Source organism: Halomicrobium sp. HArcht3-1 (assembly GCF_058933345.1).
In genome coordinates this window covers 243597-266867 of the sequence record NZ_JBZYDM010000005.1, presented here as the reverse complement: position 1 = coordinate 266867, position 23271 = coordinate 243597, and the positions used below count along the sequence as shown (strand labels likewise).

Annotated in this window: 22 protein-coding genes and 2 pseudogenes; 13 read left to right on the top strand and 11 right to left on the bottom strand. The window is 65.7% G+C overall.

The features are described 5' to 3' along the window. Window positions 1-6: 6 nt before the first annotated feature. The gene (thiD, locus tag AC5FRW_RS11100; protein ID WP_493568520.1) at window positions 7-1317 is read right to left on the bottom strand and encodes a bifunctional hydroxymethylpyrimidine kinase/phosphomethylpyrimidine kinase; all 1311 of its coding nucleotides are present in this window, start codon (window positions 1315-1317) and stop codon (window positions 7-9) included. A gap of 214 nt (window positions 1318-1531) precedes the next feature. Between thiD and AC5FRW_RS11095 the strand changes: the two genes are divergently transcribed. The 3 genes from AC5FRW_RS11095 (at window position 1532) to AC5FRW_RS11085 (ending at window position 2713) form a co-directional block, all read left to right on the top strand. Further along, window positions 1532-1681, top strand: coding sequence for a DUF7331 family protein (locus tag AC5FRW_RS11095; RefSeq protein WP_493568519.1), 150 nt, complete (start codon window positions 1532-1534; stop codon window positions 1679-1681). A gap of 165 nt (window positions 1682-1846) precedes the next feature. Further along, window positions 1847-2023: a DUF7331 family protein gene (locus AC5FRW_RS11090; protein WP_493568518.1), complete on the top strand. Its 177-nt coding sequence runs from the start codon at window positions 1847-1849 to the stop codon at window positions 2021-2023. 69 nt (window positions 2024-2092) lie between these two features. Then, window positions 2093-2713: a DsbA family oxidoreductase gene (locus tag AC5FRW_RS11085; RefSeq protein ID WP_493568517.1), complete on the top strand. Its 621-nt coding sequence runs from the start codon at window positions 2093-2095 to the stop codon at window positions 2711-2713. Window positions 2714-2803: 90 nt separating this feature from the next. Here AC5FRW_RS11085 and AC5FRW_RS11080 read toward each other — a convergent pair whose 3' ends face one another. From AC5FRW_RS11080 to AC5FRW_RS11070, 3 genes are all read right to left on the bottom strand, one after another. Then, window positions 2804-3136 (bottom strand): thioredoxin family protein, encoded by a 333-nt coding sequence (locus AC5FRW_RS11080; protein ID WP_493568516.1) that lies wholly within the window; start codon window positions 3134-3136, stop codon window positions 2804-2806. Window positions 3137-3185: 49 nt separating this feature from the next. After that, window positions 3186-4199: a sulfite exporter TauE/SafE family protein gene (locus AC5FRW_RS11075; protein ID WP_493568515.1), complete on the bottom strand. Its 1014-nt coding sequence runs from the start codon at window positions 4197-4199 to the stop codon at window positions 3186-3188. A 179-nt stretch (window positions 4200-4378) separates the two neighbouring features. Then, window positions 4379-5158 carry a DUF7847 domain-containing protein gene (locus AC5FRW_RS11070; protein WP_493568514.1) on the bottom strand — a complete coding sequence of 260 codons (780 nt, stop codon included), beginning with the start codon at window positions 5156-5158 and terminating at the stop codon, window positions 4379-4381. Between the two features lie 116 nt (window positions 5159-5274). On the opposite strand from AC5FRW_RS11070, the gene mutS reads away from it, so the two are divergent. Beyond that, a complete protein-coding gene (gene mutS, locus AC5FRW_RS11065) occupies window positions 5275-7974 on the top strand; it encodes a DNA mismatch repair protein MutS (protein ID WP_493568513.1) in 2700 nt (899 codons plus the stop codon). A gap of 9 nt (window positions 7975-7983) precedes the next feature. Here mutS and AC5FRW_RS11060 read toward each other — a convergent pair whose 3' ends face one another. After that, on the bottom strand, window positions 7984-8688 hold the full coding sequence (locus AC5FRW_RS11060) for a bacterio-opsin activator domain-containing protein (RefSeq protein ID WP_493568512.1): 705 nt from the start codon (window positions 8686-8688) through the stop codon (window positions 7984-7986). An 87-nt stretch (window positions 8689-8775) separates the two neighbouring features. Here AC5FRW_RS11060 and AC5FRW_RS11055 point away from each other — a divergent pair, with 87 nt between their 5' ends. Then, window positions 8776-9060, top strand: a complete 285-nt coding sequence (locus AC5FRW_RS11055; RefSeq protein WP_493568511.1) for a HalOD1 output domain-containing protein — start codon at window positions 8776-8778, stop codon at window positions 9058-9060. 3 nt (window positions 9061-9063) lie between these two features. Here the strand turns inward: AC5FRW_RS11055 and nucS are convergent, their stop codons facing one another. Then, the gene (gene nucS, locus AC5FRW_RS11050; protein ID WP_493568510.1) at window positions 9064-9798 is read right to left on the bottom strand and encodes an endonuclease NucS; all 735 of its coding nucleotides are present in this window, start codon (window positions 9796-9798) and stop codon (window positions 9064-9066) included. 12 nt (window positions 9799-9810) lie between these two features. Continuing rightward, the gene (locus AC5FRW_RS11045) at window positions 9811-10362 is read right to left on the bottom strand and encodes a DUF6735 family protein (RefSeq protein ID WP_493568509.1); all 552 of its coding nucleotides are present in this window, start codon (window positions 10360-10362) and stop codon (window positions 9811-9813) included. A gap of 92 nt (window positions 10363-10454) precedes the next feature. Here AC5FRW_RS11045 and AC5FRW_RS11040 point away from each other — a divergent pair, with 92 nt between their 5' ends. Both AC5FRW_RS11040 and AC5FRW_RS11035 read left to right on the top strand, forming a co-directional pair. Beyond that, complete coding sequence (locus tag AC5FRW_RS11040; protein ID WP_493568508.1) at window positions 10455-10730, top strand: DUF7577 domain-containing protein; 276 nt, start codon at window positions 10455-10457, stop codon at window positions 10728-10730. 267 nt (window positions 10731-10997) lie between these two features. After that, complete coding sequence (locus AC5FRW_RS11035) at window positions 10998-12179, top strand: Fic family protein (protein ID WP_493568507.1); 1182 nt, start codon at window positions 10998-11000, stop codon at window positions 12177-12179. A 790-nt stretch (window positions 12180-12969) separates the two neighbouring features. Here AC5FRW_RS11035 and AC5FRW_RS11030 read toward each other — a convergent pair. Further along, on the bottom strand, window positions 12970-13593 hold the full coding sequence (locus AC5FRW_RS11030) for a transcription antitermination protein (protein WP_493568506.1): 624 nt from the start codon (window positions 13591-13593) through the stop codon (window positions 12970-12972). An 87-nt stretch (window positions 13594-13680) separates the two neighbouring features. Here AC5FRW_RS11030 and AC5FRW_RS11025 point away from each other — a divergent pair, with 87 nt between their 5' ends. The 3 genes from AC5FRW_RS11025 (at window position 13681) to AC5FRW_RS11015 (ending at window position 19322) form a co-directional block, all read left to right on the top strand. Beyond that, window positions 13681-14856 carry an MBL fold metallo-hydrolase gene (locus tag AC5FRW_RS11025; protein WP_493568505.1) on the top strand — a complete coding sequence of 392 codons (1176 nt, stop codon included), beginning with the start codon at window positions 13681-13683 and terminating at the stop codon, window positions 14854-14856. 232 nt (window positions 14857-15088) lie between these two features. Then, complete coding sequence (locus AC5FRW_RS11020; RefSeq protein ID WP_493568504.1) at window positions 15089-17008, top strand: bacterio-opsin activator domain-containing protein; 1920 nt, start codon at window positions 15089-15091, stop codon at window positions 17006-17008. Between the two features lie 97 nt (window positions 17009-17105). After that, window positions 17106-19322: a methyl-accepting chemotaxis protein gene (locus AC5FRW_RS11015; RefSeq protein ID WP_493568503.1), complete on the top strand. Its 2217-nt coding sequence runs from the start codon at window positions 17106-17108 to the stop codon at window positions 19320-19322. Between the two features lie 39 nt (window positions 19323-19361). Here the strand turns inward: AC5FRW_RS11015 and AC5FRW_RS11010 are convergent, their stop codons facing one another. The 3 genes from AC5FRW_RS11010 to AC5FRW_RS11000 are packed head-to-tail and all read right to left on the bottom strand — an operon-like array spanning window position 19362 to window position 21963. Further along, window positions 19362-20096, bottom strand: a complete 735-nt coding sequence (locus tag AC5FRW_RS11010; RefSeq protein ID WP_493568502.1) for a sugar phosphate isomerase/epimerase family protein — start codon at window positions 20094-20096, stop codon at window positions 19362-19364. A gap of 32 nt (window positions 20097-20128) precedes the next feature. Then, window positions 20129-21028, bottom strand: a complete 900-nt coding sequence (locus tag AC5FRW_RS11005; protein WP_493568501.1) for an arylamine N-acetyltransferase family protein — start codon at window positions 21026-21028, stop codon at window positions 20129-20131. A gap of 5 nt (window positions 21029-21033) precedes the next feature. Beyond that, window positions 21034-21963 (bottom strand): DUF7351 domain-containing protein, encoded by a 930-nt coding sequence (locus AC5FRW_RS11000; protein ID WP_493568500.1) that lies wholly within the window; start codon window positions 21961-21963, stop codon window positions 21034-21036. A 132-nt stretch (window positions 21964-22095) separates the two neighbouring features. Between AC5FRW_RS11000 and AC5FRW_RS10995 the strand changes: the two genes are divergently transcribed. The 3 genes and pseudogenes from AC5FRW_RS10995 to AC5FRW_RS10985 form a co-directional block, all read left to right on the top strand. Beyond that, window positions 22096-22575, top strand: coding sequence for an RNA-binding protein (locus tag AC5FRW_RS10995; protein WP_493568499.1), 480 nt, complete (start codon window positions 22096-22098; stop codon window positions 22573-22575). Window positions 22576-22704: 129 nt separating this feature from the next. Further along, a pseudogene (locus AC5FRW_RS10990) lies at window positions 22705-22767 on the top strand (RNA-binding protein); the annotation flags it as partial. A gap of 131 nt (window positions 22768-22898) precedes the next feature. Continuing rightward, window positions 22899-22961: pseudogene (locus tag AC5FRW_RS10985) on the top strand (RNA-binding protein); the annotation flags it as partial. Window positions 22962-23271 lie beyond the last annotated feature (310 nt).

Here is a 23271-nt window from a genome sequence, read left to right as displayed (position 1 = left end):
CTCGCCTCACTCGTCGACGTTCGCGACGACCGTCCGAATCCGTTCGAGCAACTGCTCGGCCGTGTCGGCGAGGAGGTGGAGGCGCTCCGTGCGATCGTCGACGATCGCTGCGGGCGTCGTGGCGGTCTCGTCGAACGCCCGATCGATCACCTCGTGCTCGTCCGCCGTGACCGTCGCGGCCGGGCCGTCGAGTCCGCCCAGCGCGTCCACGACGGCCGGCGTCGCCGTACAGGTCAGGCCAAAGCGCACCGCTGGATCACGTTCTCGCGCTGTGAGTACCACGTCGACCAGTGGCGTCTCGACGCCAAAGCGGACGCCGCGATTGGGTCGCAGACCGTCTCTGGTCCGGCCGATCCCGCCGTCGACGGCGGCCACGTCGCTCGCCGACTCCGCGTAGGGGGTCGTCCCGACGACGTTCGTGACACCCTGCGGGACCAGCGCCGTCGCCTCGGCCTCGCGCAGGCCCGCGACGACCCGCTCGATGGCCTCGACGGTCTCGTCGCGTGCGGCATCGTTACGCACATCGACGGCGTGGTGAACCGCGCCCGGTCCCGTGCCCACGTCGACGTTGTACCGGACCGCCCGCGAGAGCAGGGCGATCCCCTCGCCGACGGCCGTCGGCAGGTCGTCACCGTGGGCCAGTCGCGTCGCGATGGCACTGGAGAGCGTACAGCCAGAGCCGTGGGTGGCGTCGGTGTCGATCCGGTCGTGGCGGTAGGTGTGGACGGTCTCGCCGGTGACGAGCGTGTCCACGACAGCATCGCCCGGGACGTGGCCGCCCTTGACGAGCGCGGCGTCGACGCCCTGTTCGAGCAGTGCCTCGCCCGCCTGTTGGGCGGTCTCGGCGTCGGTCACCTCGATGCCGGTCAGGACTTCGGTCTCGTCGGCGTTTGGCGTCACCACCGTCGCCGCCCCAAGCAGGTCGTCGTACGCTGCTTCGGCGTCTTCGTCCAGCAACCGGTCGCCGCTGCTGGCGACCATCACCGGATCGACGACCAGCGACGGCAGGTCCGGCCCGTAGTCGGCGACGGTCTCGACGATCTCGCTGGTCGCCAGCATGCCGGTCTTGACTGCCTGTACGTCGATGTCGTCGACGACGGCGTCGATCTGGGCGCGCACCGTCTCGGGGGCGAGTGTCGTCACGTCCTGGACCCCCTGCGTGTTCTGGGCGGTGACGCTCGTGATCGCCGTCGTCGCGAACGCGCCGCCGGCCTCGATGGTCTTCGTGTCGGCCTGAATCCCTGCCCCGCCGCCGCTGTCGCTGCCGGCGATCGAGAGGACGGCCGGCGGCGCGATTGGTGCTGCCTGACGTGTCATAGTCGGCGTGTTGCGCGAGTGACCCTAATCGGTGGTGATTCTCGTCTCACGTGGCCGCCGTCCCCCCACACGCTCGCGTTTCGCGCCGGATGTCGACAGCCTTCTGCCCGCTATACGAAAATACCCGCTTCCAACACTGTGAAAATAACAAATATTTATGATAGTTGGTGATATATGTCTGGCAACCCGGTTCCACGCCGGGTGGCATGGGACGATGACAGGCACAGTTGACCAAACAGGTGGGGAACAGGCAGACAAATACGGCACGTTCGTGACTGGCGACGGAAACTTCGTGGTGTACGACCGCGAGAACCCCGATGCGTGGATTCAGTCGGACTACGCCCTCGAGGTGGGTGGGCAGTAGCCGACGGTGAGACCAACGGGACACATCGGCGTCGCCGTGTGACGACACATCGATTTCTCGATTTTTCTACCGACGAGGGCCTAATATGCTATTAAGACTGGATACACTCTCTGGGAAAGGCTTATGAAGCACATTCCATTGTGACTGGGTAACGAACGACAACCGATGAACGATACGAACCACTCCTCCGAGACGACCGACGAGCAGATCGATGCCGACGAGCAGTACGGCGCGTTCACGACCGGCGACGGCGACACCATCGTCTACGACCGGACGAACTCTGCGGCCTGGATCCAGTCGGACTACGCCGTCGATGTGGGTCCCGACCCGTCCTCTGCGTAGTCGGGACGACCACCGTGGCTGCACGACCGGCGAACCCTCTTGTGTCACGATCGGTAAGCAGGTCTTACGATGCCTGAGACGATCACCGTTTACTCGGACTACGTGTGCCCGTTCTGTTATCTCGGCCGCGAGTCGCTCGCGCGCTATCAGGACGACCGCGAGGACGACCTTCGGATCGAGTGGCGACCGTTCGACCTCCGGTCGCACAAGCGCCGGCCCGATGGCACCATCGACCACTCCGTCGAGGACGGCAAGGACGACGAGTACTTCGAGCAGGCCAAAGAAGGTGTTCGCCGTCTCCAAGAGCAGTACGGCGTCGAGATGGAACTCGATCTGAGCCGCGACGTGGACTCACTCAACGCTCAGATCGTGTCCTATCACGTCCAGACGACGGCGGACTACGAGACGTGGCTGGCCTTCGACCGGGCGGTCTTCGACGCGCTCTGGCAGGACGGCCGGGACATCGGCGACCCGGACGTGCTGGTCGAACTGGCCGCGGACGCCGGGATCGACGCCGAGGAAATCCACGCAGCACTGAACGACGACGGTCTCCGCGAGGAAGTCCGCGAGCGCTTCGACGCGGCACAGCGCGAGGGCGTCACCGGTGTGCCGACCTTTGCTTACGACGGTCACGCGGCCCGTGGTGCGGTGCCACCCGAACAACTCCGGCGGCTGGTCGAAGGGTCGTAGCCGACCGTCGTCATACTGCCGGCTGTAACTGTGTCAAGAGATTCGCGACCCCGGGTCGCGAAATTCGTTACAGACGTACAGCCGGCAGTATCAGTCCTCGCCGACGAAAGCCAGCAATTCCTCGACCGGCACGAAACCATCTTCTTTCGTCTTCGTGACGACGCCGTCCTCGAACAACAGGAGCTTCGGCACCGAACGCACGTCGTACTCCTCGACGAGTACGGGATCGTCACGGGGGTTCATCGTCACCACGGGCACGTCCGTTGCCTTCGCGACGGCGCTCAAAACCGGCTCCATCGACGCACAGATCGCACAGCCTTCGGTGTGAAACTCGACGAGCACGCGGTCGTGGTCGGCGACGATGTCGTCGAGGTCGGCTTTCGAGTCGAACGCGTGAGGGCGGTTCTGTGTGGTCGAGACCATACCTCGACTACGCGGGCCAGCCGAGTAAGTATGTCTCTGCTCGCGTCGCTCAGAACAGGCCCTGTCCGGCAAGCACGTACAGCGCAGTCGAGATCAGGACGAACAGGGCGGCGACGAACAGTTTCAGTGTTTTCGTGCTCACCGTCGAGGTGACGTAGGGTGCGATCTGGCCGCCCGTCACTGTCGCCGGGACAGTGAAGACGACCATGTTCCACGGTGTCGAGGCGAGGTCTAGCTGGTGGGCGCCGACCAGCCCGCCGCCGAAGACGTGGGTCAGCGAGGCGGCGATGGCCGTGGTGGCGACGATGATGTGGTTCGTTCCGATGGCGACACGCACCGGAATCTTCGAGCGCAGCATCGAGACGATCCCGATCTCACCGATCCCGAAGCCAGCGACGCCCTGAAACACCCCACCGAAGCCGTAGGTACCGAAGCGTTCGAGGTAGCCCGAGCGGTCGTAGCGGTACTCGGTGCCGCTGCGGTCGACGCGGGTGACCATCCCGTCGCCGTCGACGGCGACGCCAGCGTGGCCGAGTTTGTCGTCGTCGTCGGGCAGGTCGTTCCCGCCGTCAGTGGCGGCCGTCGGCTCGTCGCTCCCGTGGCCGTGAGAGAGGTCCAGATTGAAGAGGAGGTACGCCGACAGCGTCAGCACGATCCCGAGCATCAACTGGAACACCGGCTCCGGGAGGAAAAAGGAGAGGAACGCCCCGCCGACCACGAGCGGGAGCGCGCCGCCGACGATGGCCGTCCCGACCCGGCGGTCGACGAGTCCGTGTGCGACGAACGCGATGGCCGAACTCGACAGGCCGAAGGACTCGCTGATGAGACCCACCTTGACGATGGTCGGGGCGTCGAGTGGCGACGCCAACAGCGGGAAGATGAAGATCAGGAACGGGACGAACAGCGCCGCGCCGCTGATCCCGACCGTGTTGACGATCGTCGCCCCGAGCAGGAAGAAGGGGAACAGCCACCAGTACTCCAGCCAGTAGCCACTCCCGCCTGCCCCGTCGGTGGGCGCGAACAGGTACACCAGCGCGACGAACAGCACGGGTGCTGTGAACACGAAGAAGTGTTGATGTTTGAGAAACGACGATACGATTCGTGCGTACGACGACTTCGACTCGGTCGGTGTCGATGTCACGAGCGGATAGCCCTACGTGGGGGAAACGGAGTTAAAAAAGTGAATGTCGAATCCGGTTTTGGTGGGCGTTCCCACGCAGCGTATCGCCGTTTTCGCGCCTGTTAGGCCGGGGTCGAGGGGGTCGTCGCCGCCGTCGACTCGCTGCCGAATTCGCCGTCGTCGGCCTCGCGAAGCTGGGTGTAGGCGTCCGTGGTCACGGCCAGCCCGTACAGCGAGATGGGGGCGATCAGGACGGCGACGACCACGCTGAACAGGCCCGACGGGCCGCCGACGATGGCGACCATCGCCGATCCGAAACCGATGATCCCACCGACCAGGCTACCCAGCGCCATCAGGACGAACAACAGAGCGAAGATCTCGATGCGGTGATCCTCGGTGAGCTCCCAGCTACGTCGGAACCCTTCGAGGAAGCTCACACCCTCGTCGGCGACGTAGATGGGCATGAACACGAGTGTGACCATCACGAACAGTCCGGGAACGACCAGCAAGACGAGACCGGCGGTGTACAGGATCGAGTAGACGATCCCGCCCGCGGCGAGGTTCACGAGTGCCCACGCGATCCCACCGGTGAGGGCGTCGTCGGGGAACGAGCCACGCGCCTTTGGGACGAAGGTTCGGATGGCGACGATCGAGAGATAGCTCAGCGCCAGCAGGCAAGCGAGGACTGCGCACCCTCGGAGCCATAGCGGGCCGCCCAGGGCCGGCTGGAGCATGCCAGCCGTGTCGATGTCGTACTGTCGGTACATGCCGACCATGAATCCGTTGGCAGAGATCTGGTAGATGACGTAGGTGAGGGCGTACGCGAGCAGCAGTACGCCGCCGGTGCGGCTGACGAGTCGGTCGAAGCCGCCTCTGAGGGCGGCACCGATCTGGAGGGACATTGTATTCGGACGTGTACGTGCTGGCATGATCTTCTTTGCGGTGGTACGAGCGGACGACGAGACCGCCACGGTCGGACCCGCAGTATATTAAAGCGACGAGGGCCTCCCTCTCGGGTATGGATGCGGCGGTGGGCGCGCCCGAGAAGATGGCCGAACAGGCCGAGGAGCTGACGCCGATGATGAGTCAGTACTACGACCTCTGTCGGGCCTACGACGACTCGCTGGTACTCTTTCAGGTGGGGGACTTCTACGAGGCCTTCTGTGGAGCGGCCGAGCGTGTCGCACGGCTCTGTGAGATCACGCTCACCAAGCGCGAGGACTCGACGGGGACTTACCCGATGGCGGGTATCCCCATCGACAACGCCGAGAGCTACGTCGAGACGCTGCTGGACGCGGGCTACCGGGTCGCTATCGCCGATCAGGTCGAGGACCCCGACGCGGTGTCGGGGATCGTCGAGCGCGCGGTCACGCGGATCGTCACGCCCGGCACCCTCACCGAGGACGCGCTGCTCGGGTCGCCGGACAACAACTACGTCGCGGCGCTGACCACCGACGAACGGCGCTACGGACTGGCGCTGCTGGACGTGTCGACGGGCGACTTCTACGCGACCAGCGCCGACAGCGTCGACGCCGTCGCCGACGAGGTCGGACGGTTCGCGCCTGCCGAGGCCATCGTCGGCCCGGCGGTCGACATCGACGAGGATGCCGTCTTCGGGACGGCCGCGATGGTGACACCCTACGACGAACGCGTCTTCGAGCGCGAGACCGCGGCCGAACGCGTTCGCGCTTACTTCGGCCAGCCAGACTCACTGCTGGCCGACGACGTGGAGGTACGGGCCTGTGGCGCACTGCTCGAATACGCCGAGTACACCCGCGGCGGCGGTGCGGGAACGAGCGACGAGATCGCTGACGGCGAGGGCGGGCGACTCGACTACCTGAACCACCTCACGCGCTACGATCCCCGCGAGTACATGCTGCTCGATGCGGTCGCACTCGACAGTCTCGAACTGTTCGACCGCCGGGCCGTCCGGGGTCACGAGGGCCGAACGCTCGTCGACACTGTCGACGAGACCGCCTGCGCGCTCGGGCGGCGACGACTCAACGACTGGCTGCGCCGGCCGCTGTTAGACGAGTCCCGCATCGAGCGCCGTCACGCCGCCGTCGCCGAACTGGTCGGCGACCTCCAGACCCGCGAGCGCTTACACGACCTGCTCGCGGACGTGTACGACATCGAACGGCTGATCTCTCGTGTCTCGCGCGGGCGGGCGAACGCCCGGGACCTGCGCTCGCTCGCGGCCACGCTCGCGGTCGTCCCCGACGTGCGCGACCAGCTTGCAGACGCCGAGAGCGACCTCCTCACGGACCTCTACGACGGTCTCGATCCCCTCGCGGACGTGCGCGAGGAGATCGAAGCGGCGATCCGCGAGGACCCGCCACAGGAGGTGACCGAGGGCGGCGTCATCCGTGACGGCTACGACGACGAACTCGACGAACTGCGGGCCACCGAGCGGTCGGGCAAGCAGTGGATCGACGACCTCGAAGTGAACGAACGCGAGCGCACCGGCATCGACTCGCTGAAGGTCGGCCACAATTCGGTGCATGGCTACTACATCGAGGTGACCAACGCCAATCTCGACAGTGTGCCCGAGGACTACCAGCGTCGCCAGACGCTGAAAAACTCCGAGCGCTTCGTCACGCCCGAACTGAAAGAGCGCGAAGACGAGATCGTCCGAGCGGAGACGGCCGCCGACGATCTGGAATACGACCTCTTTCGCGAGGTTCGGGCTGCCGTCGCCGACGAGGCCGAACGGGTGCAGGCACTCGCCGACAGACTGGCGGCGCTCGACGTGCTCGTGGCCTTCGGCGAAGCCGCGGCCAGTCACGACTACTGTCGCCCGACGGTCGGCGGCGACGCCATCGACATCGCGGGCGGTCGCCACCCCGTCGTCGAGCGCGCCGAGGCGTCGTTCGTCCCCAACGACGCCGACCTGACACGCGACGCGCCGTTCGCGATCATCACCGGGCCGAACATGAGCGGGAAGTCGACCTACATGCGCCAGATCGCACTCGTCTGTGTGCTGGCACAGGCCGGGAGCTTCGTCCCCGCCCGCGAGGCGAGTCTGCCGATCCTCGACCGGATCTTCACCCGCGTCGGGGCCAGCGACGACATCGCGGGCGGGCGCTCGACGTTCATGATCGAGATGACCGAACTCGCCGACATCCTGCAGGGCGCGAGTCGCGACTCACTGATCTTGCTCGACGAAGTCGGCCGGGGCACCTCGACGGCCGACGGACTCGCCATCGCTCGCGCCGTCACGGAGTACGTCCACGACGAGATCGGTGCCTACACGCTGTTTGCGACCCACCATCACGAACTGACGGCCGTCGCCGACGAACTTCCGGGCGTGCACAATCTCCACTTCGAGACGCGCCACGACGGCGACGGCGTCGTCTTCGAGCACCGCGTCGCACCCGGCGCGGCCGCCGCGTCCTACGGCATCGAGGTCGCGGATCTCGCTGGCGTGCCCGAGTCGGTCGTTGCCCGCTCGCGGGCAGTGCTGGACGAATCTTCGACTGACTCCCAGCGTGAGCACGCGGACGCACAGCCATCACCCACCGCCACGGACGGAGCGGCGCGGACGAACGGCCACGCCGAGCGACCGACGGAGGCCGAGTCGGCCGTCGAAATGACAGCGTCTGACGCCGACGCCGTGTCGCTACGCGAGCGACTGCAGGCCCTCGACGTGGCGACGATGACGCCCATCGAAGCGATGAACGCACTCGCAGCACTGCAGGACGCGTGTGACGAGTCCTGACCGTGTCGGTTACGGCTCTGTCGGCCCGTCGAAAAGCGCCGTCACCAGTTTCCGCTCGGCCGTTCGGAGGTGCTTGTGCAGCGTCGCGCTGGCGATGTCGTGGCGCTCGGCCAGCGTCTGGGCGTCCGTCTCTCGGGGCCAGTCGTAGTAGCCCGCCTCGTAGGCCGACAGCAGGATCTCCTCCTGGCGATCGGTAAAGCGTTCCTCGACCAGCCGGCGAAACTCCTGTGCGCCCACGATCGGTGTCGCCGTCGACTGTTCGCACTTCGCCGTCAGTTCGGCCCCGTCGAACTCGTCGAGAAACGTCTCGATGACGGTGCCCGGCTCCACGCTGTGGGGGATGTCGACGATCAGCCGCGCCGCGCCGTTCTTGCCGTGAATCTGTCGTGGTAATGCACCCGCTTCTGCGAGGTGGACTGCCGGACAGTTGTCGGTCGTGACGTGGAACTCGAAGAGACCACGCTGTCGGTCCGTGGTCAAAAGCTGTGCCTCGACTGCGCCGGTCTCCGCGACCGCGTCGAGTACGACCTCCGGGTCCGTCCCGATGAACGTGAAGAACTCGGCGTAACCGTCGTCTCGTGGGATGATCTCTTCGAGTCTGGCCGTACAGGTGTTCTGGGTCGTCACGTGGAGAAACGGGTACTCACTCCCCGTCAGTCCGAACTCGACCCGCGTGACGGACGTGGCTGTCGGCGGGTCGGCATCACCACTCATACTGTGGGATACCTTGCCTCCACGTATAGAGTTCCGGGCTAACTCTCTAGCCAGACGCGCTAACACGCTGCCGCTCGACGTTCCACTATGTCTCCCGATACGAATCACAGCGACGGGACAGAGCCACTCGTCTCGAAGAGCGGCCCCGCACCGCCGACTACGGCGACTGTCGTCGACGCCATCGCGACCGCACTGCACACGCGTCCCACCGCCCTCACGCCGCTGTCCGATGCGGTCGACCCGTCAGCGCTCGACCGCGTCCTCTCCTCGACGACCGATGGCGTCGTCTCGTTTCGGTACCGTGACTATCGCGTAGCCGTCACCTCCGACGGCACCGTCGAAGTGTATCCGGCAGCCGACGAGCGACCCTGACCGTCACTGCTCTGGCGGCGTCACCGAGACGAATTCGAGTCCCTTCCGGGCCAGCAGGTCGCGCGCCCGGTCGGTCACCGACGGCGCGACCAGGATTCCCCGCACCTCTGCATCGTCGTGGAGGTCGCGAGCGAGCGCGTCGACGTAACGATCCAGCTGGCCGACCGCGTCCGGGCCGACCCGCCGCCGTTTCAGCTCGACGACGACGGTTCGCCCGTCGTCGTCCTCGCCGTAGATGTCGACCGCGCCCGCCGGGGTCGACCGCTCGGTCGCAAGCGGTGTGAACGCCGGTTCGACGAGGTTCGGGTCGTCGAGAATGCGCTCGCGAAGGTCCTCCTCGGTGCCCGACAGCGTGAGGTCGGAGGCGTCGGTCACGTCGAAGGCGGCCGCGTGATCGACGGATTCGAAGGTGATCAGCAACTGCTCCTCGGGCGTCGAGCGCTCGCTCTCGACGACGAGTGCGCCGTCGACGACGCGAACCATGTGCTCACAGCCCGGGGGTTGCCAGTTCACTGGCTGCTGGCCCTCGTCGGTGTGGACCAGCGCCGCGCCGTCGGGCTTGAGCATGACGTGGCGGTCCCCCGGCCCGAGCGTGCTACTCGCGCGCCCGTCGTAGTCGACTCGACAGCGGCCAAAGAGGGTCACCAGCGCACCCGCTTCGATCCCCCGTTCGACCAGTTCGGCGGCGCTGTCGGGGTCGGGATCGGCGAGCGTCCGGGTCTGGTCGGCGGTCGTCACGCCGTCCCGTAGTCAGTCGGTGCGTAAAAAGGACGCGTCGTCGGGCGAATGGACCGGGCCGCGCCGGGCGAGCGTGCGCCGGAGGACCTGCCGGGCAGTCTCGGCGTCGAGGCGACCGGCGTCGACGGCCGCTCCCAGTCGCTCTTTCTGGTCGACGAGCGCCCTGCTGATCGCGGCTCCCTCGGTGGTCGGACCGACCAGTACCAGCGGGCCACCGCCGTCGATTCCCAGCGGACAGACGACGTACGTTCGCGTCGCGTAATCTGGCGCGACCACGACGAGCGTCTCGATCGTGGGATCGATCGCCGCCAGCACGCTTGGCGGACCGACGCCGCGAGCGAGCGGTCGCCGGTCCACCCGCGTCGGACTGGTGTGCCCGCCACTGGGATCGAGACCGAATCGGTCGGCGATCGGGTCGCTGGGTGCCCGCGTGCTCGCCCGCTCCGTCTCGCCGCCGAAGGGCGTCGCCGCCGTGATCTGCTCGGCGATGCCATCGCCGTGGTGGGCGTAGTGGAGGTCGAAGCCGTCGTCGTCCCGATAGGCGACCAGCGCACGGTGTGCCATGCGGTCGGCTGGCCCGTACTCGCTCAAAAACGTCCGCCGCCGTGTCACTGTCTGTCACAACCCTCAAGTGGACAGTCCACGTAGTCTCACACATGCTCGGGTCCGAGTGGGTGTACGTCGCCATCGCGGTCCTGCTGTGTGCCCATCTCCTGATCCTGCTGTACGCCTATCGCGCCAACCGGTCGGCCTTCGACGCCGACCCGGTCGCGGCCGACGCTGACGGGGACGCCGAGTCGGTCGTCTGTCGCTGCCCCGAGTGTGGCACCGAGAACGACCGCACCTATCGGTTCTGCCGCCAATGTGTCGCCGAGCTGCCCGCGACGCAGTTACACATCGAACATCCCGGTCGCCAGCAACAGCCGTACTGAGGGGCGTTCTGGGCTCGTACTGTTCGTCGGGGTCGGCGCATACCGGTAAATCACTACAATAAACGCTATCAGAGCATGTTTCTTCTGGCAGATCCAGCGGCGTGACGCCGATTGTCTGTCTGAGACCGCTAGCAAACGAGCGTGGTCGGCACGAACGGCTGTTGCGTGCAGGACACCCACATACAGCCATAGACTCTCCCATGGCACACTATTTGCATCTGGTACCACTAAATTCATGCGCATGGCGAAAATAGGCCCACGACGTGCATGAGAGAGAGCGAACTCGAAGAAGCCGCTCCCGGTGATTTCATCGCCTACGGGCGAGAGTCGTACTACAGGCCGGACCCGCTCCCACCCTCGCGCGACCTCGCGCTAGACGGGGACTTCTACGGCTTGCTGGCCGACGCCACGTTCTGGCTCGGAAAACTCAGCGGCGTCAGCCTCGAACTCGACTTCCCACCAGTCCTCTACACGTCGCTCCTCCGGAAGGAAGCGATAGAATCTGCAGAAATCGAAGGCGCTGATGTCGACTACGACGCCCTCTACAGTCTCGAAACACGCAGTCTCGACGAGACGCTGGGTGAATCGGCCATCGAAGCTCAAACGGAGACTGCGGAGACGAAGGACACACAGGAAGTCCTCAACTACGAACAGGCGGTCGAGGACGGGATCGGCTTGCTCGACGACGGCAAGAGGATAACCGAGTCGTTACTGCACGATCTCCACGAGACGCTGCTTACTGACGTACGGGACGACCGTGTCGAGACCGACACCATCGGTGCCTACAAGACCGTGCCGAATCACCTCGGCGACTTCCTTCCGCCAGTTCCGAGCAAGGTCGACGGTCTCATGGACGCGCTCCTCACCTACTACCGGACTGGCGGGAACTACCACCCGCTCGTCGACATCGCCCTGTTCCACTACCAGTTCGAAACGATCCATCCGTACGGTGACGGGAACGGACGACTCGGACGCCTCCTCATCACACTCCAGCTGTACGATGCCGGGCTGCTCGAACGGCCGAACCTCTATCTCAGCGAGTACTTCAATCGAAACAAGGCCACGTACGTCGACCGGATGGCGGCGGTTCGGACCCGCGGCGACTGGGCCGCCTGGCTGTCGTTTTTCGTCGAGGGTGTCGCCCACCAAGCCCAAGAGTCCGTCGAACGGACGCTCGCACTGGATCGGCTGCGACGGCGGTACGAAGACGAGTATGGCGGCGTCCAGTATGCGAAACACCGGCTCGCGTGCTCGCTTTTCCAGCATCCCTACGTGACGACGAAAACGGTCGCCGAGCGACTCGATATCGAGCGGTCGACGGCCTACCGCGCGATCGATGCCCTTCAGGACGAGGGCGTGCTCGAAGAGGTGACGGGCAAACAGCGCAACAAGGAGTACCGCGCCCGGGAGATCTTCGAGATTCTTGAACGCCCACCCCAGACGTACTGAACTCGCGGGAACTCCCCCAGAGATCTGTATTGTCGAGTCCACAGATGGCTTGGGGAGCAGGGTGCCTTGTTGAATCCACAGATGGCGTAGCGATCACTCCTTGATGACTTGTTCGAGGTTGTAAACGGCGACGGTGAGCACAAACTCTCTGCATTCGCGGTACCAAGCGCTCGGCCCGACAGCCCACCTGTGTATCGTGAGGCCAGTGTGCCGAACAGTGGAGGTCAAGGACGGCACACGACTCCGTATCGACCAGGGCCGTCGTTTTCAGCGTCCGTATGTGGCGATCCGATCGATCGACGTAGTGGCTGGATGCCGCTTGGCGGTCGAAAAAGGTGGCATCCAATGCCCCGTAGTCTCCCGGATCGCAGGCGGTCGCTGACCGACGGAGCAGTTGCCCCCAGATACGGGTTGGCACCCGCTCGAACGACCGCCACAGCGTCGAGGGTGCCGGAAATGCCATCCGCGCCAACTGCAACAGGCCACGGACGCGATCCATCTCGCTCGCCCAATCGACGATTTCGCGGTACGTCGCGTCCATGTGAATCCGCAAGAAATGTAGCGCCAGGTGCTTCCAATCCGCAAATCCATTGCCAGCCGGGTCGCTCACCACCGCCGTGGGGCTGGCGGCACAGCGTCTTTGAGCCAGCGATGTGGCTTGTTTAACGAAGCGGAAGAGTACTCTAGTCACATTCACTCTCTCCGCTTCGTTCCTTCCTTCAGAGCGACGCTATCCCCCAGCTGTCTCCGGATTCAACAGAGCAGTCCCTACATGTGCCGACCGTCTCACTCAACACACCGGTCGCGGATCGAGACCCAGCACGTCGAGGCGCTGGGCGTAGTCGTCGTACGCGACCGCGACCGTCTCGACGGCGACCGTCCGGGCGCGGTCCCAGTCGGCCTCGTCCTCGCAGCACGACGCCAGCAACGTTGCCCCGGCGTCGATGTCCTCGCCGGTACTCTCACGCAGGTCGCGGCAGGTGTCGGCCATCGTCTCGTCGGTCTCGTTGACGAAGAAGTTCACTGCCTGTAGCATCGTCCGGTCGCCAAGCAGGCCGCTGGCGACGAGACCGGCAGCGCGTTCGACCGTCGTGTCGAGTCCGTCGAGGTGGTCGACGACGGGCCAGTCTGTCGTCGTCGGTGCGTCGTCGAGGCGGTCGGAAAGCGACGCGTAGCGCTCGGCCGCCCGCTGGCTCGCGTGTTCGAACGTGGCGGCCGCTTCGCCCGTGCTCGCGCTCGCCCACGCGGCGAAGGCGTCGCTCCGGCCCGCCTCGCGTCCGGCCAGCGTCGCCAGCACGGTCTCGGGTTCGAGGTCGGCGTTCGTCGCCGCGAGCAGGACCTTCTCGGAGCCGAGCCGATCCAGCTGTGTCGCCGCGTCCTCGCGCACGCCGTCGACGAATGCGTCTGCGTCCATACTCGTGTGTCGGCGTCCCGCGTCTTAATCGCCACGCCGCTTTCAGCCACGACACATCTTATCACGCCGACGGCCCTACGAGGTCGTATGCCCGAGGAGTACCCCGAGCCACCGGTCGAACCCGACAGCATCGATCCGGACGAACTCGCCCGGCACGTCGCCGCGGGCGAACCGGTCCGGTTGCTCGACCTTCGGAATCGCGACGAGTTCGAGACGTGGCGCGTCACCGGGCCGTCGGTGACGGCGACACAGCTTCCGTTCTCGAAGGCGCTGCAGGCCCAGGTCACCGATTCGGTCCCCGACCTCGCCGAGCAGGTCGACGGTGAGGGGCCGATCACGGTCGTCTGTGCTCGCGGCGAGTCCAGCGCCTACGTCGCCGGGTTGTTCGAGCAGGCCGGTATCGAGGCCCACAACCTCGCCGAGGGGATGCGTGGCTGGGCGCGCGTCTACGAAGCTCACGAGATTCCGGCCGGCGACGACCTCACGATCCTGCAGTATCAGCGTCCGTCGTCGGGCTGTCTGGGCTATCTGCTCGTCAGCGGGGACGAGGCGACCGTCGTCGACCCGCTGCGGGCCTTCACTGACCGGTACGGCGCTGACGCCGCCGACTACGGAGCGACCGTCGAGTACGTCCTCGACACGCACGTCCACGCCGACCACGTCAGCGGGATTCGAACCGTCGCCGAGGCGACCGGCGGCGCCCCACTCGTCTCACAGCGCGCGCACGACCGCGGGATGACCGACGACGTGGGGACGCTGGCCGAGGACGAGCGACTGTCGCTTGGCGGGGTCGACCTTCGGATGGTTCCGCTGCCGGGTCATACGACGGGGATGACCGGCATCGCCGTCGACGATGTGCTCCTGACCGGCGATAGCCTGTTCATCGAGAGCGTCGCCCGGCCGGATCTAGAAGCCGGCGACGACGGCGCGTCCGAACTGGCCCGTGAGCTATACGCGACACTCACCGACCGACTGGCGGGGTTCGACGACGACACCACGGTCGCACCGGGCCACGTCAGCGAGCGCACGCCGCGCAACGGCGACGGCACCTACACGGCCACGCTCGGCTCGCTCCGCGAGGATCTGTGGGTGTTCGACGTGGACGAAGATTCCTTCGTCGAGCGCATCCTCGCCGACATGCCACCCCGCCCGTCGAACTTCGAAGACATCATCGCCGCGAACCTCGGCGAGTCGACGCCCGACGACGAGGCGGCCTTCGAGTGGGAACTCGGGCCGAACAACTGCGCCGCGACCGCCGACTAGCACTGGGTTCACTGCTCGTCGACGACCGAGCGGCGATCCACCCGGCGACAGCACGTCACTGCCAACAGCCCACTCGATTCCTGTCCCGACCACCGTCGCCCGTATCGTATCGATAACCACTGGAGCCGTGGCTGGAACGAACAGTTATATACTGGAAAAATATCTATTCTACTAGACACCAGGGCGGGTGAAGCGTGTCGAGTCACCGGCCTCACTGGTCAGGGGGCAAGAGATGAGCGAAGAGATGCGAGAGATCGACGAGTCGACTGTTTTCGACGCACTCGAACGGGTCGGAGACGGCGTCGTGACGCTCGACGACGACTTGCGGTACACGTACGTCAACGGCCGCGCCAGAGAGCTTTTGGAGCGCGACGACCTGCTGGGCGAGCACATCTGGACGGTGTTTCCCGAGGTCGCGGCGAGTGTCAAAGACGAGATCGAGACCGCTATCGACCGCGGTGAGCAGATCAGCTTCGAACGGTTCAACAGTCGGGTCGGCCGCTGGCTCGATGTCAGGCTCTATCCCGGAGCGGATGGGACCACGATCCTGTTCACCGACGTGACCGACGAGAGGCGGGCACATCAGCATCTCGAACAGGTGCTTCAGACCGCACCGATCGCTATCGCGCTGCTGGACGACGGCGGTGAAATCGTTCGTGCTAACGGTCGTGCCGAGGATCTTCTGGGCCTCGCCCGGAGCGACATCGAGGGCCGGACCTACGACGATCCAGCGTGGAACATCTGGGACGACGCGGGTGACCCGATCCATCCCGACGACCATCCTGTCACGGACGCCCTCACCAGTGGCGCTGTCGTTCAGGGGTTCGTCCACGGTATCACGCTGCCCGACGGCTCCGAACGGTGGCTGTCGAGCAATGTCGCGCCCGTGACAGACGCGGACGGCTCGATCCGGCAGGCTGTCGTCGCACTGGAGGACGTCACCGCGTTCAAGCGTCTCGAACGACTGATCGACACCTACCAGCCGGTCGAAGACGTTCTCAACAGGGCCTCGACGCGTGCGTCGGTCGAACAGGAAGTGTGTGATCTCCTGACCGAGACCGATGAGTACGAACTGGCGTGGATCGGTGAGTACACGCCCGGAGCAGCGCTTCTCGAACCACGAGCGATCAGCGGATCGAAGGGCACCGCTCTCGACGAGGTCGAGTTCCCGATGGCCGACGACGAGGCGGTCGGCCCGACGCGCCGCGCCGCCGAGAGTGGGACTATTCAGGTCGCCGATGGGACGGACACGACCGCTGTGCAGTGGCGTGAACAGGCCCCCGACCACGGGCGACAGTCCAGTGCTGTGGTCCCACTCGTCGACGACGATGACACGCTCGGCGTCCTCGGGCTGTCCACGAGCCGGGCCGACGCGTTCGGCGACCGCGAACAGGCGTTGCTCTCGACGCTGGGTGGTCGGATCGGGCAGGTCATCCACGCCATCGAGGCCCGGAACCTGCTGCAGGCCGAGCGCGTGCTCGAACTCACGTTCAGGAGTACCGACACCGGGTCGTTTCTGATTCAGGCCTCGGACACCCTCGACTGTACACTCACCGTCGAGAGTACGATCCCGACGCCGGCGGACGCGCTCGTGTATTACGTCTCAGTGGAAGACGCGTCGGTCGCCGACCTCTGTGCGCTCGCCGACGACGTGCCTGCCGTCGAGGGAGCGCGCCCGATCCGTCAGGGATCGGACGCAGTCGGTGGTGTCGTCGAGCTCGTGTTACATCGACAGTCGCTGGCACACACACTGGTCTCGCTGGGCGCGGCCGTGACGACGGATCGAGTCGTCGACGGCGAGGCGACGGTCGTCTGTGAGGTGTCCCCCGACCGGGACATCAACGGCATCGTCTCACGCCTGACCTCGTCGTATCCAGAGACGACACTGGCCGCCAAACGCCGGTCGACCCCCTCGTCGGGTGCGGTCGGACGGGACCACGGTAACGCCCTCGGCGAGGTGTTCGAGCGGGAACTGACCGACAGACAGCGTCAGGCGCTCCGTGTCGCGTACCACGGTGGGTATTTCACGTCACCGCGCGGGAGTTCGGCCACCGAAATCGCCGACGCACTCTCGCTCACACAGTCGACGTTCTCGTACCACCTCCGCAACGCCCAGCAGACGCTGTTCGACGACCTCTTCGATCACCGCTGAACTACGACCGGCGAGATCACCGTCTGAGTATCACTCCTGATACTCATACCGGTATCTAGAGCCTACTCTTATACTGACAATTCTTGAAGTATCTCTCATGCTTCAGAAAATCCGACTCGACGGGATCGATCTCCGTCCGAAACTCATCGCAGCGTTCGTCGTCGTCGCCGTCCTCGTTGCAGTGACTGGTGTCATCGGCTACCAATCGGTCACGACCGTCGACGCGAAGACCCACGTCGTCGCCGACGACGCCGAGAAGGTCGATGCGACCATGGAGATGCTGGTCGCAATCGAGACCCAGCAAGCCGCCGTCAACGCCGCGCTGGCTGGTGACCCGAACGCCAGATCGGCGTTCGATGCGGCCCAGTCAGAGTACGAACAGTGGGCCGGAACTCTCGAAGCACACCACCTGACCGACGAGGAGCGTGTGGCGTACGAGTCGCTTCAGTCACGTCACGAGGAGTACACGGTCGTCGCCGAGGAGCTGTTCTCGGCGGTCGGAGCGGGTGAGACTGCCCGGGCCGAACGGCGACAGCAGGAGCTTTCCCCGCTGATCGTTTCGATGCGCGAGGACGCACACACACTCGAAGAGCTTGCGAATCAGGACAAAGCGGAGGCGGTCGCCGCAGCCGATCGCACCGCCGAGACTGCACAGCTGGCCGTGATCGGGCTGTCGCTCGTCGCGTTCGTCGTCGCGATCGCGATCGGACTCTTCGTCGCCAACCGGATCACGACGCCGATCGAACAGCTCTCGACCGCGGCCCAGGCCGTCAGCGAGGGGGATCTCGGAACGGAGATCCAGGACCACCTCGAAGACGACGAACTCGGTCGGATGGTCGACGCGTTCGCCACGATGCAGGCCGACCTCCGTGGTGTCTTCGACCAGATCTCGATCGCCAGTCAGGGGCTCAAGGCGGGGGACCTCGGCTGGGAGTTCGAGACCGACTATCCGGGCCGTTTCGGCGCGACCGTCGCCGATCTGGAGACGGGGGCCGACGAACTCGCCGGCAGTTTCGCGGCGATCCAGCGAGCCAGTCGCGACCTCCAGCGCGGCGATCTCGACGGGCGGATTGAGACGGACCGCCCCGGCCAGTACGGCGCCGTTCTCGACGATCTCGCGACCGGGACCGACCAGCTTTCCGAGAGTTTCACCCAGATCTCGACCGCCAGTCAGCACCTCAAGGAGGGGCGACTCGACCCCGGCATCGAGACCGAGTATCCCGGGACGTACGGTGACGTGCTGTCGGACCTCGTCGCCGGACTCGACCGATTCAGCGCCAGCGTCGAGCGGGTCCAGGCCATCGCCGACGAGGTGGCGGCGTCGAGTCAGGGGGCCGCACAGAGTACCGAAGAGATCGAGCAGGCGAGCCAGCAGGTGGCCCAGTCCGTCGAAGAGATCTCGCACGGGACGGACACCCAGAGCGAGACGCTCGACGAAGTCGCTGGCGAGATGAACGACCTCTCTGCGACCGTCGAGGAGATCGCATCGTCCGCCGAGGAAGTGACTGCGACCGCCGGAATCGCTGTCGAGCGCGGTGAGACGGGGCGGGAACACGCTGCCGAGGCGACGGCCGAGGTCCGTTCGATCGAGGAGCGCGCCGAGGAAGCGGTCACGCGCGTCGAGACGCTCGACGACGAGATGGACGAGATCGGTGAAGTCGTCGAAATGATCACTGCGATCGCCGAACAGACCAACATGCTCGCGCTCAACGCCTCGATCGAAGCGGCCCGCGCGGGGAAGGCTGGCGAGGGATTCGGTGTCGTCGCGACCGAGATCAAGTCCCTCGCGGAGGAGGCCGGGGCTGCGACGGCCGAGATCGAGAACCGGATCGCGACCGTCGAGGCGACGACGACCGACACTGTCGAGGTGATCAAACAGATGAACGACCGCGTCGACCGCGGCGCAGCGACGATCGAGGACGCGATCGAGATGTTCGACGAAATCGCGGACGCCGCTCAGGAGGCCGAGAGTGGCATCACCGAGATCAGCGACGCGACCGACGATCAGGCAGCCTCCGCCGAGGAGGTCGTCGCGATGGTCGACGAACTCTCGACCGTCAGCGAGGAGACCGCGGCCGAGAGCGGCAACGTCTCAGCAGCCAGCGAGGAGCAGGCGAGTTCCCTCTCCCAGATATCGAAGACTGTGCAGGGGCTTTCGACGCTGGCCGACTCCCTCCACGACGAGGTCTCGGCGTTCGAGACCAGCACCGAACACGACCACGACATCGAAGCCGTGTCGGCCACGGATACCAGTACCACCCAGAGCCGGGCCGAAACCGACGGCGGGACCCGCGACGACTCCCCGCTGACCTGAACCGACCCCGACGGCGACATCGTCGGGTTCGCCACGCTCTCACTCGTTCACGAAGGTCTCGCTGGCGTGTTCGAGTTCGCTGTCGGGGTCGTCCTGTGAGCCGTTCTCGTAGATGCGCCACTCGATGTCGGTGGCTTCGATGGCGTCGAAAACGGGTTCGTAGTCCACGTCGCCCGTGCCGAAAGTCGCGTGGGCCGGTTCGTCGCCGTCGACGTGGGTGTCGGTGCAGTGGACCAGTTCGATCCGGTCGGCGTGGCGTTCGATTACAGCGGCGGGGTCGACGCCGGCGTAGGTCGCCAGTCCGATGTCGAGTTCGAAGTCGACCGCGTCGGTATCCTCGACCAGTACGTCGAACGCGGTCCGTCCGTCCAGTTGGGCGAACTCGGCATCGTGGTTGTGATACAGCAGTGGGTAGTCGTACTCGGCCAGTTCTTCGGCCAGCGTGTCGAGGCGCTGGGCGGTCTCTCGCACTCGCTCGACAGTGGCGAAGTCCTCGGAGTCGAGGTAGGGAACGACCAGTCGCTCGGCCCGCAGGTCGCGGTACTGTTCGACCGTGGCTTCCTGCTCGTCTTCGAGGGCCTCGACTGGGACGTGTGCGCTTGGCACGTCGAGACCGGTCTCGTCGAGCGCGGCTGTCACCGTGTCGGTATCTGCCTCGGGGACGCGATAGGCGTACTCGACGCCGTCGAAGCCGGCGTCGGCGACGCGACTCAGGAGTTCGGGAACCGACTGGTCCATCTCGCGCAGCGTGTATAGCTGGATGGCTGTGGCCATACCCGAGCATGTGTCGGGGGGGCCTTGAGCGTTCACCCACATTGCACGTCCGCAGCCGACGGAACGAACGCCAGACCGAACTCCCGTTCGAGCACGTCGTGCCACTCGTCGGGCGACACCGACCGCTCGGTCGTCTCGCCGTCGACGGTCTCTGCGAACTGGTCGGTCGAGAGGCGTTTGTGGCCGCGCTCGGTCCCGATGGTGATGGTCGGCGCACCGGTGAACGGTGACTCGGGGGCGGTCTGGAGGTAGTCACAGGTCGCGCCGAAGTACGACAGCTTCCGGGGCTGCTCGGTCAGGTCGTAGCGGTCGGTCCACGCGTCCGTCCCGGTGGCGTCCCGCCTCTCGCCCGCTCCGGCCTCGTTCTCGCGGTGCTGGACGATCCGGTCGGCGTCCGGCCGGTCGCTGTCGACGACGCGCCAGTCGATGCCGGCGTCGGTGACGACGGTGCCATCCAGCGGGAGCGGGCGTCGAAGCTTCGGCAGGCCAAGCCCAACGTCGACGACGTAGCGCCGGATCCCCTTCGATCGGCTTTCGGGCGCGATCTCGCTCGGTCCGACTGTCCGTTGGTCGAGCGTGACGACGATGCTGTGGTGGTTCGCCGGTGGCGTGCGGTCGCCGTCGCTGATCACCCGTGCGGCGACCCGTTCGGCGTCGAAGCCCAGTTCACGCAGGAGCCAGGTGAACGCGCCGTTGAGTTCGAAGCAGAAACCTCCGCGACGGCGTTCGACGATCTTCTCGTAGCAGTCGTCGAGCGCCAGCGAGACGCCGTCGCCCTCGCGGTCACCGTGGGGATCGCCGGTGATCGCCAGCGTCTCGAACGGGACGGTCGTGACGTGGGCGCGCTGGAGTTCGGCGAGCGTGGCGAGCGTCGGCGCTCGGGCGTCGTCGGCGTCGAGTCCGACCCGGTCGAGGTAGGTACCGGTATCCATCCCCGTCAGTCCTCTCCGGCGACCGATCGCTCCGCCGCACTTCTGTCGCTTCGATCCGCGACGCACCGGCGCTCGCTGTCGACGACCGAGAGGTCGCCGTCGACTCGGACGACGAGGCGCTCGTCGCCTTCGACCATCTCGACGCGGAGTTGCCACGGGTCGTCGTCTTCGACGGTGACGGGGTGGTCGTCGACACACCACTGGAGTCGCCAGTACGGCGTCTCCGAGAGGTCGACGCCGTGGTCCTCGTAGAAACTCACGACGGCCGACTGATCGAGCAGGCCCAGTCCGACCGCCGAGCAGAGCGCTTGGGCGCACTGGCGACAGCGGTGGGTCGCGCGTACCGAGACGCCGAGACAGCACGTCTCGCCCCGTTCGATGGTCGTCGTCATCCGGCCGTTACACTCAGGGCAGACGCCGTCCTTGGCGAGGCAGTGCAGGTGCCGGACCCGCTGGTCGAACGCCCGCAGGACCTCGGCGTCGGTGCGCTCGTGGAAGCCACCGGGTGGGAACGGGTATTCGCCGTGGCCGTGCCCGCAATCGGGGCATTCGATAGCCAGCATCTCCTCGGCGTAGTGGGCCGATAACGCCGCGCCACAGCGCACGCAGGGATCGTCGATGGCGACCTCGCGTTCGGGATGCTGGGTGAACGAGCCGGCCAGGATCGCCTGCACGATGCGCTCGCCCGCGGTCCTGAGTTCGTAGCCGTCCCCGCGCTTGCGGACGAACTGGTCGGTCAGCTTCCCGAGGTGATAGTTGAACTGTGCGCTGTCGGCCATCCCGACTTCGGCCCGAATCTCGGAGAAGGCGGCCGGTTCGTCTAGTCGCCACAGTGCTTCCAGGATCGAGAGTCGCGACTCCTGACCGACGATGGCGAACGCGTCGGCGGGTGCGAGACAGTCCTCGCAGTCCTGAAGCTCGTCCGTGCTGCTCATGGTTGGGTGGTTGTCAGGTAGGTAGTAAAGCCTTCGCAGAACTGTGTTTTTGTAGAGAATCTGTCATATTTGCGCGTGGGTCGCCAGTCCCGTAACGGGCGATTTATCTCCGGTCCGTTCGACGGGTCAGCTATGAACGTCAAGTCGCGCCACCATCTCCGGGCCGACGAGATCGACGCGATCACGGACTCGGTCGCTGCGAGCCTCGGTGTCGATGTCGAGGCTGACACCTTCGAAAAGGTCGCGTTCGAGGACAGCGACTGGGACGTCGTCCTCGTCGACGGGGACCCGCTCGTCCTGTACGTTGAAGACGAACCCTTCCTCACGGTCCAGGGTCTCAACGCCTTTCCACCGGAAGCCCATGTCGTCACCGTCGACGCCGGCGCAGTGTCGTTCGTCTCGGACGGCGCGGACATCATGCGCCCCGGCATCACGGAGGCCGACGACGACATCGAAGCGGGCGATCTGGTCGCCATCAACGAGGAATCCCACGGGAAGTTCCTCGCCGTGGGCCGGGCCAAGACCGGCGGCGACGACATGGTCGGTGACTCCGGGAAAGTCGTCGAGTCGATCCACCACGTCGGTGACGACTTGTTCGAGTTCTCGGTGTAGAGATCGGCATACCGCGCCGAAGGCGCGGTTTCACCGGTCCGAACAGCGTGAGGACCGGCCGTTTTCATCGACGTTTTTCGAGGAGTGGTGTGCGAGCGCAGCGAGCACACTCGACGATGAAAAAGGTCGTCGGGCAAGGTCGTCGAGTCGATCCACCACGTCGGTGACGACTTGTTCGAGTTCTCGGTGTAGGCGGTACTCGCATCCCGAGCGAAGCGAGGGTTCACGGGACCGAGCGGAGTGAGGTCCCGCCGTTTTTCATCGACGTTTTTCGAGGAGTGGTGTGCGAGCGCAGCGAGCACACCCGACGATGAAAAAGGTCGTCGGGCAAGGTCGTCGAGTCGATCCACCACGTCGGTGACGACTTGTTCGAGTTCTCGGTGTAGGCGGTACTCGCATCCCGAGCGAAGCGAGGGTTCACGGGACCGAGCGGAGTGAGGTCCCGCCGTTTTTCATCGACGTTTTTCGAGGAGTGGTGTGCGAGCGCAGCGAGCACACCCGACGATGAAAAAGGTCGTCGGGCAAGGTCGTCGAGTCGATCCACCACGTCGGTGACGACTTGTTCGAGTTCTCGGTGTAGGCGGTACTCGCATCCCGAGCGAAGCGAGGGTTCACGGGACCGAGCGGAGTGAGGTCCCGCCGTTTTTCATCGACGTTTTTCGAGGAGTGGTGTGCGAGCGCAGCGAGCACACCCGA

Coding starts and splice junctions, on each gene's coding strand:
- thiD (WP_493568520.1), bottom strand. CDS start 1,317: ATGACACGTCAGGCAGCACCAATCGCGCCGCCGGCCGTCCTCTCGATC.
- AC5FRW_RS11095 (WP_493568519.1), top strand. CDS start 1,532: ATGACAGGCACAGTTGACCAAACAGGTGGGGAACAGGCAGACAAATAC.
- AC5FRW_RS11090 (WP_493568518.1), top strand. CDS start 1,847: ATGAACGATACGAACCACTCCTCCGAGACGACCGACGAGCAGATCGAT.
- AC5FRW_RS11085 (WP_493568517.1), top strand. CDS start 2,093: ATGCCTGAGACGATCACCGTTTACTCGGACTACGTGTGCCCGTTCTGT.
- AC5FRW_RS11080 (WP_493568516.1), bottom strand. CDS start 3,136: ATGGTCTCGACCACACAGAACCGCCCTCACGCGTTCGACTCGAAAGCC.
- AC5FRW_RS11070 (WP_493568514.1), bottom strand. CDS start 5,158: ATGTCCCTCCAGATCGGTGCCGCCCTCAGAGGCGGCTTCGACCGACTC.
- mutS (WP_493568513.1), top strand. CDS start 5,275: ATGGATGCGGCGGTGGGCGCGCCCGAGAAGATGGCCGAACAGGCCGAG.
- AC5FRW_RS11060 (WP_493568512.1), bottom strand. CDS start 8,688: ATGAGTGGTGATGCCGACCCGCCGACAGCCACGTCCGTCACGCGGGTC.
- AC5FRW_RS11055 (WP_493568511.1), top strand. CDS start 8,776: ATGTCTCCCGATACGAATCACAGCGACGGGACAGAGCCACTCGTCTCG.
- AC5FRW_RS11045 (WP_493568509.1), bottom strand. CDS start 10,362: ATGGCACACCGTGCGCTGGTCGCCTATCGGGACGACGACGGCTTCGAC.
- AC5FRW_RS11040 (WP_493568508.1), top strand. CDS start 10,455: ATGCTCGGGTCCGAGTGGGTGTACGTCGCCATCGCGGTCCTGCTGTGT.
- AC5FRW_RS11035 (WP_493568507.1), top strand. CDS start 10,998: ATGAGAGAGAGCGAACTCGAAGAAGCCGCTCCCGGTGATTTCATCGCC.
- AC5FRW_RS11030 (WP_493568506.1), bottom strand. CDS start 13,593: ATGGACGCAGACGCATTCGTCGACGGCGTGCGCGAGGACGCGGCGACA.
- AC5FRW_RS11025 (WP_493568505.1), top strand. CDS start 13,681: ATGCCCGAGGAGTACCCCGAGCCACCGGTCGAACCCGACAGCATCGAT.
- AC5FRW_RS11020 (WP_493568504.1), top strand. CDS start 15,089: ATGAGCGAAGAGATGCGAGAGATCGACGAGTCGACTGTTTTCGACGCA.
- AC5FRW_RS11015 (WP_493568503.1), top strand. CDS start 17,106: ATGCTTCAGAAAATCCGACTCGACGGGATCGATCTCCGTCCGAAACTC.
- AC5FRW_RS11010 (WP_493568502.1), bottom strand. CDS start 20,096: ATGGCCACAGCCATCCAGCTATACACGCTGCGCGAGATGGACCAGTCG.
- AC5FRW_RS11005 (WP_493568501.1), bottom strand. CDS start 21,028: ATGGATACCGGTACCTACCTCGACCGGGTCGGACTCGACGCCGACGAC.
- AC5FRW_RS11000 (WP_493568500.1), bottom strand. CDS start 21,963: ATGAGCAGCACGGACGAGCTTCAGGACTGCGAGGACTGTCTCGCACCC.
- AC5FRW_RS10995 (WP_493568499.1), top strand. CDS start 22,096: ATGAACGTCAAGTCGCGCCACCATCTCCGGGCCGACGAGATCGACGCG.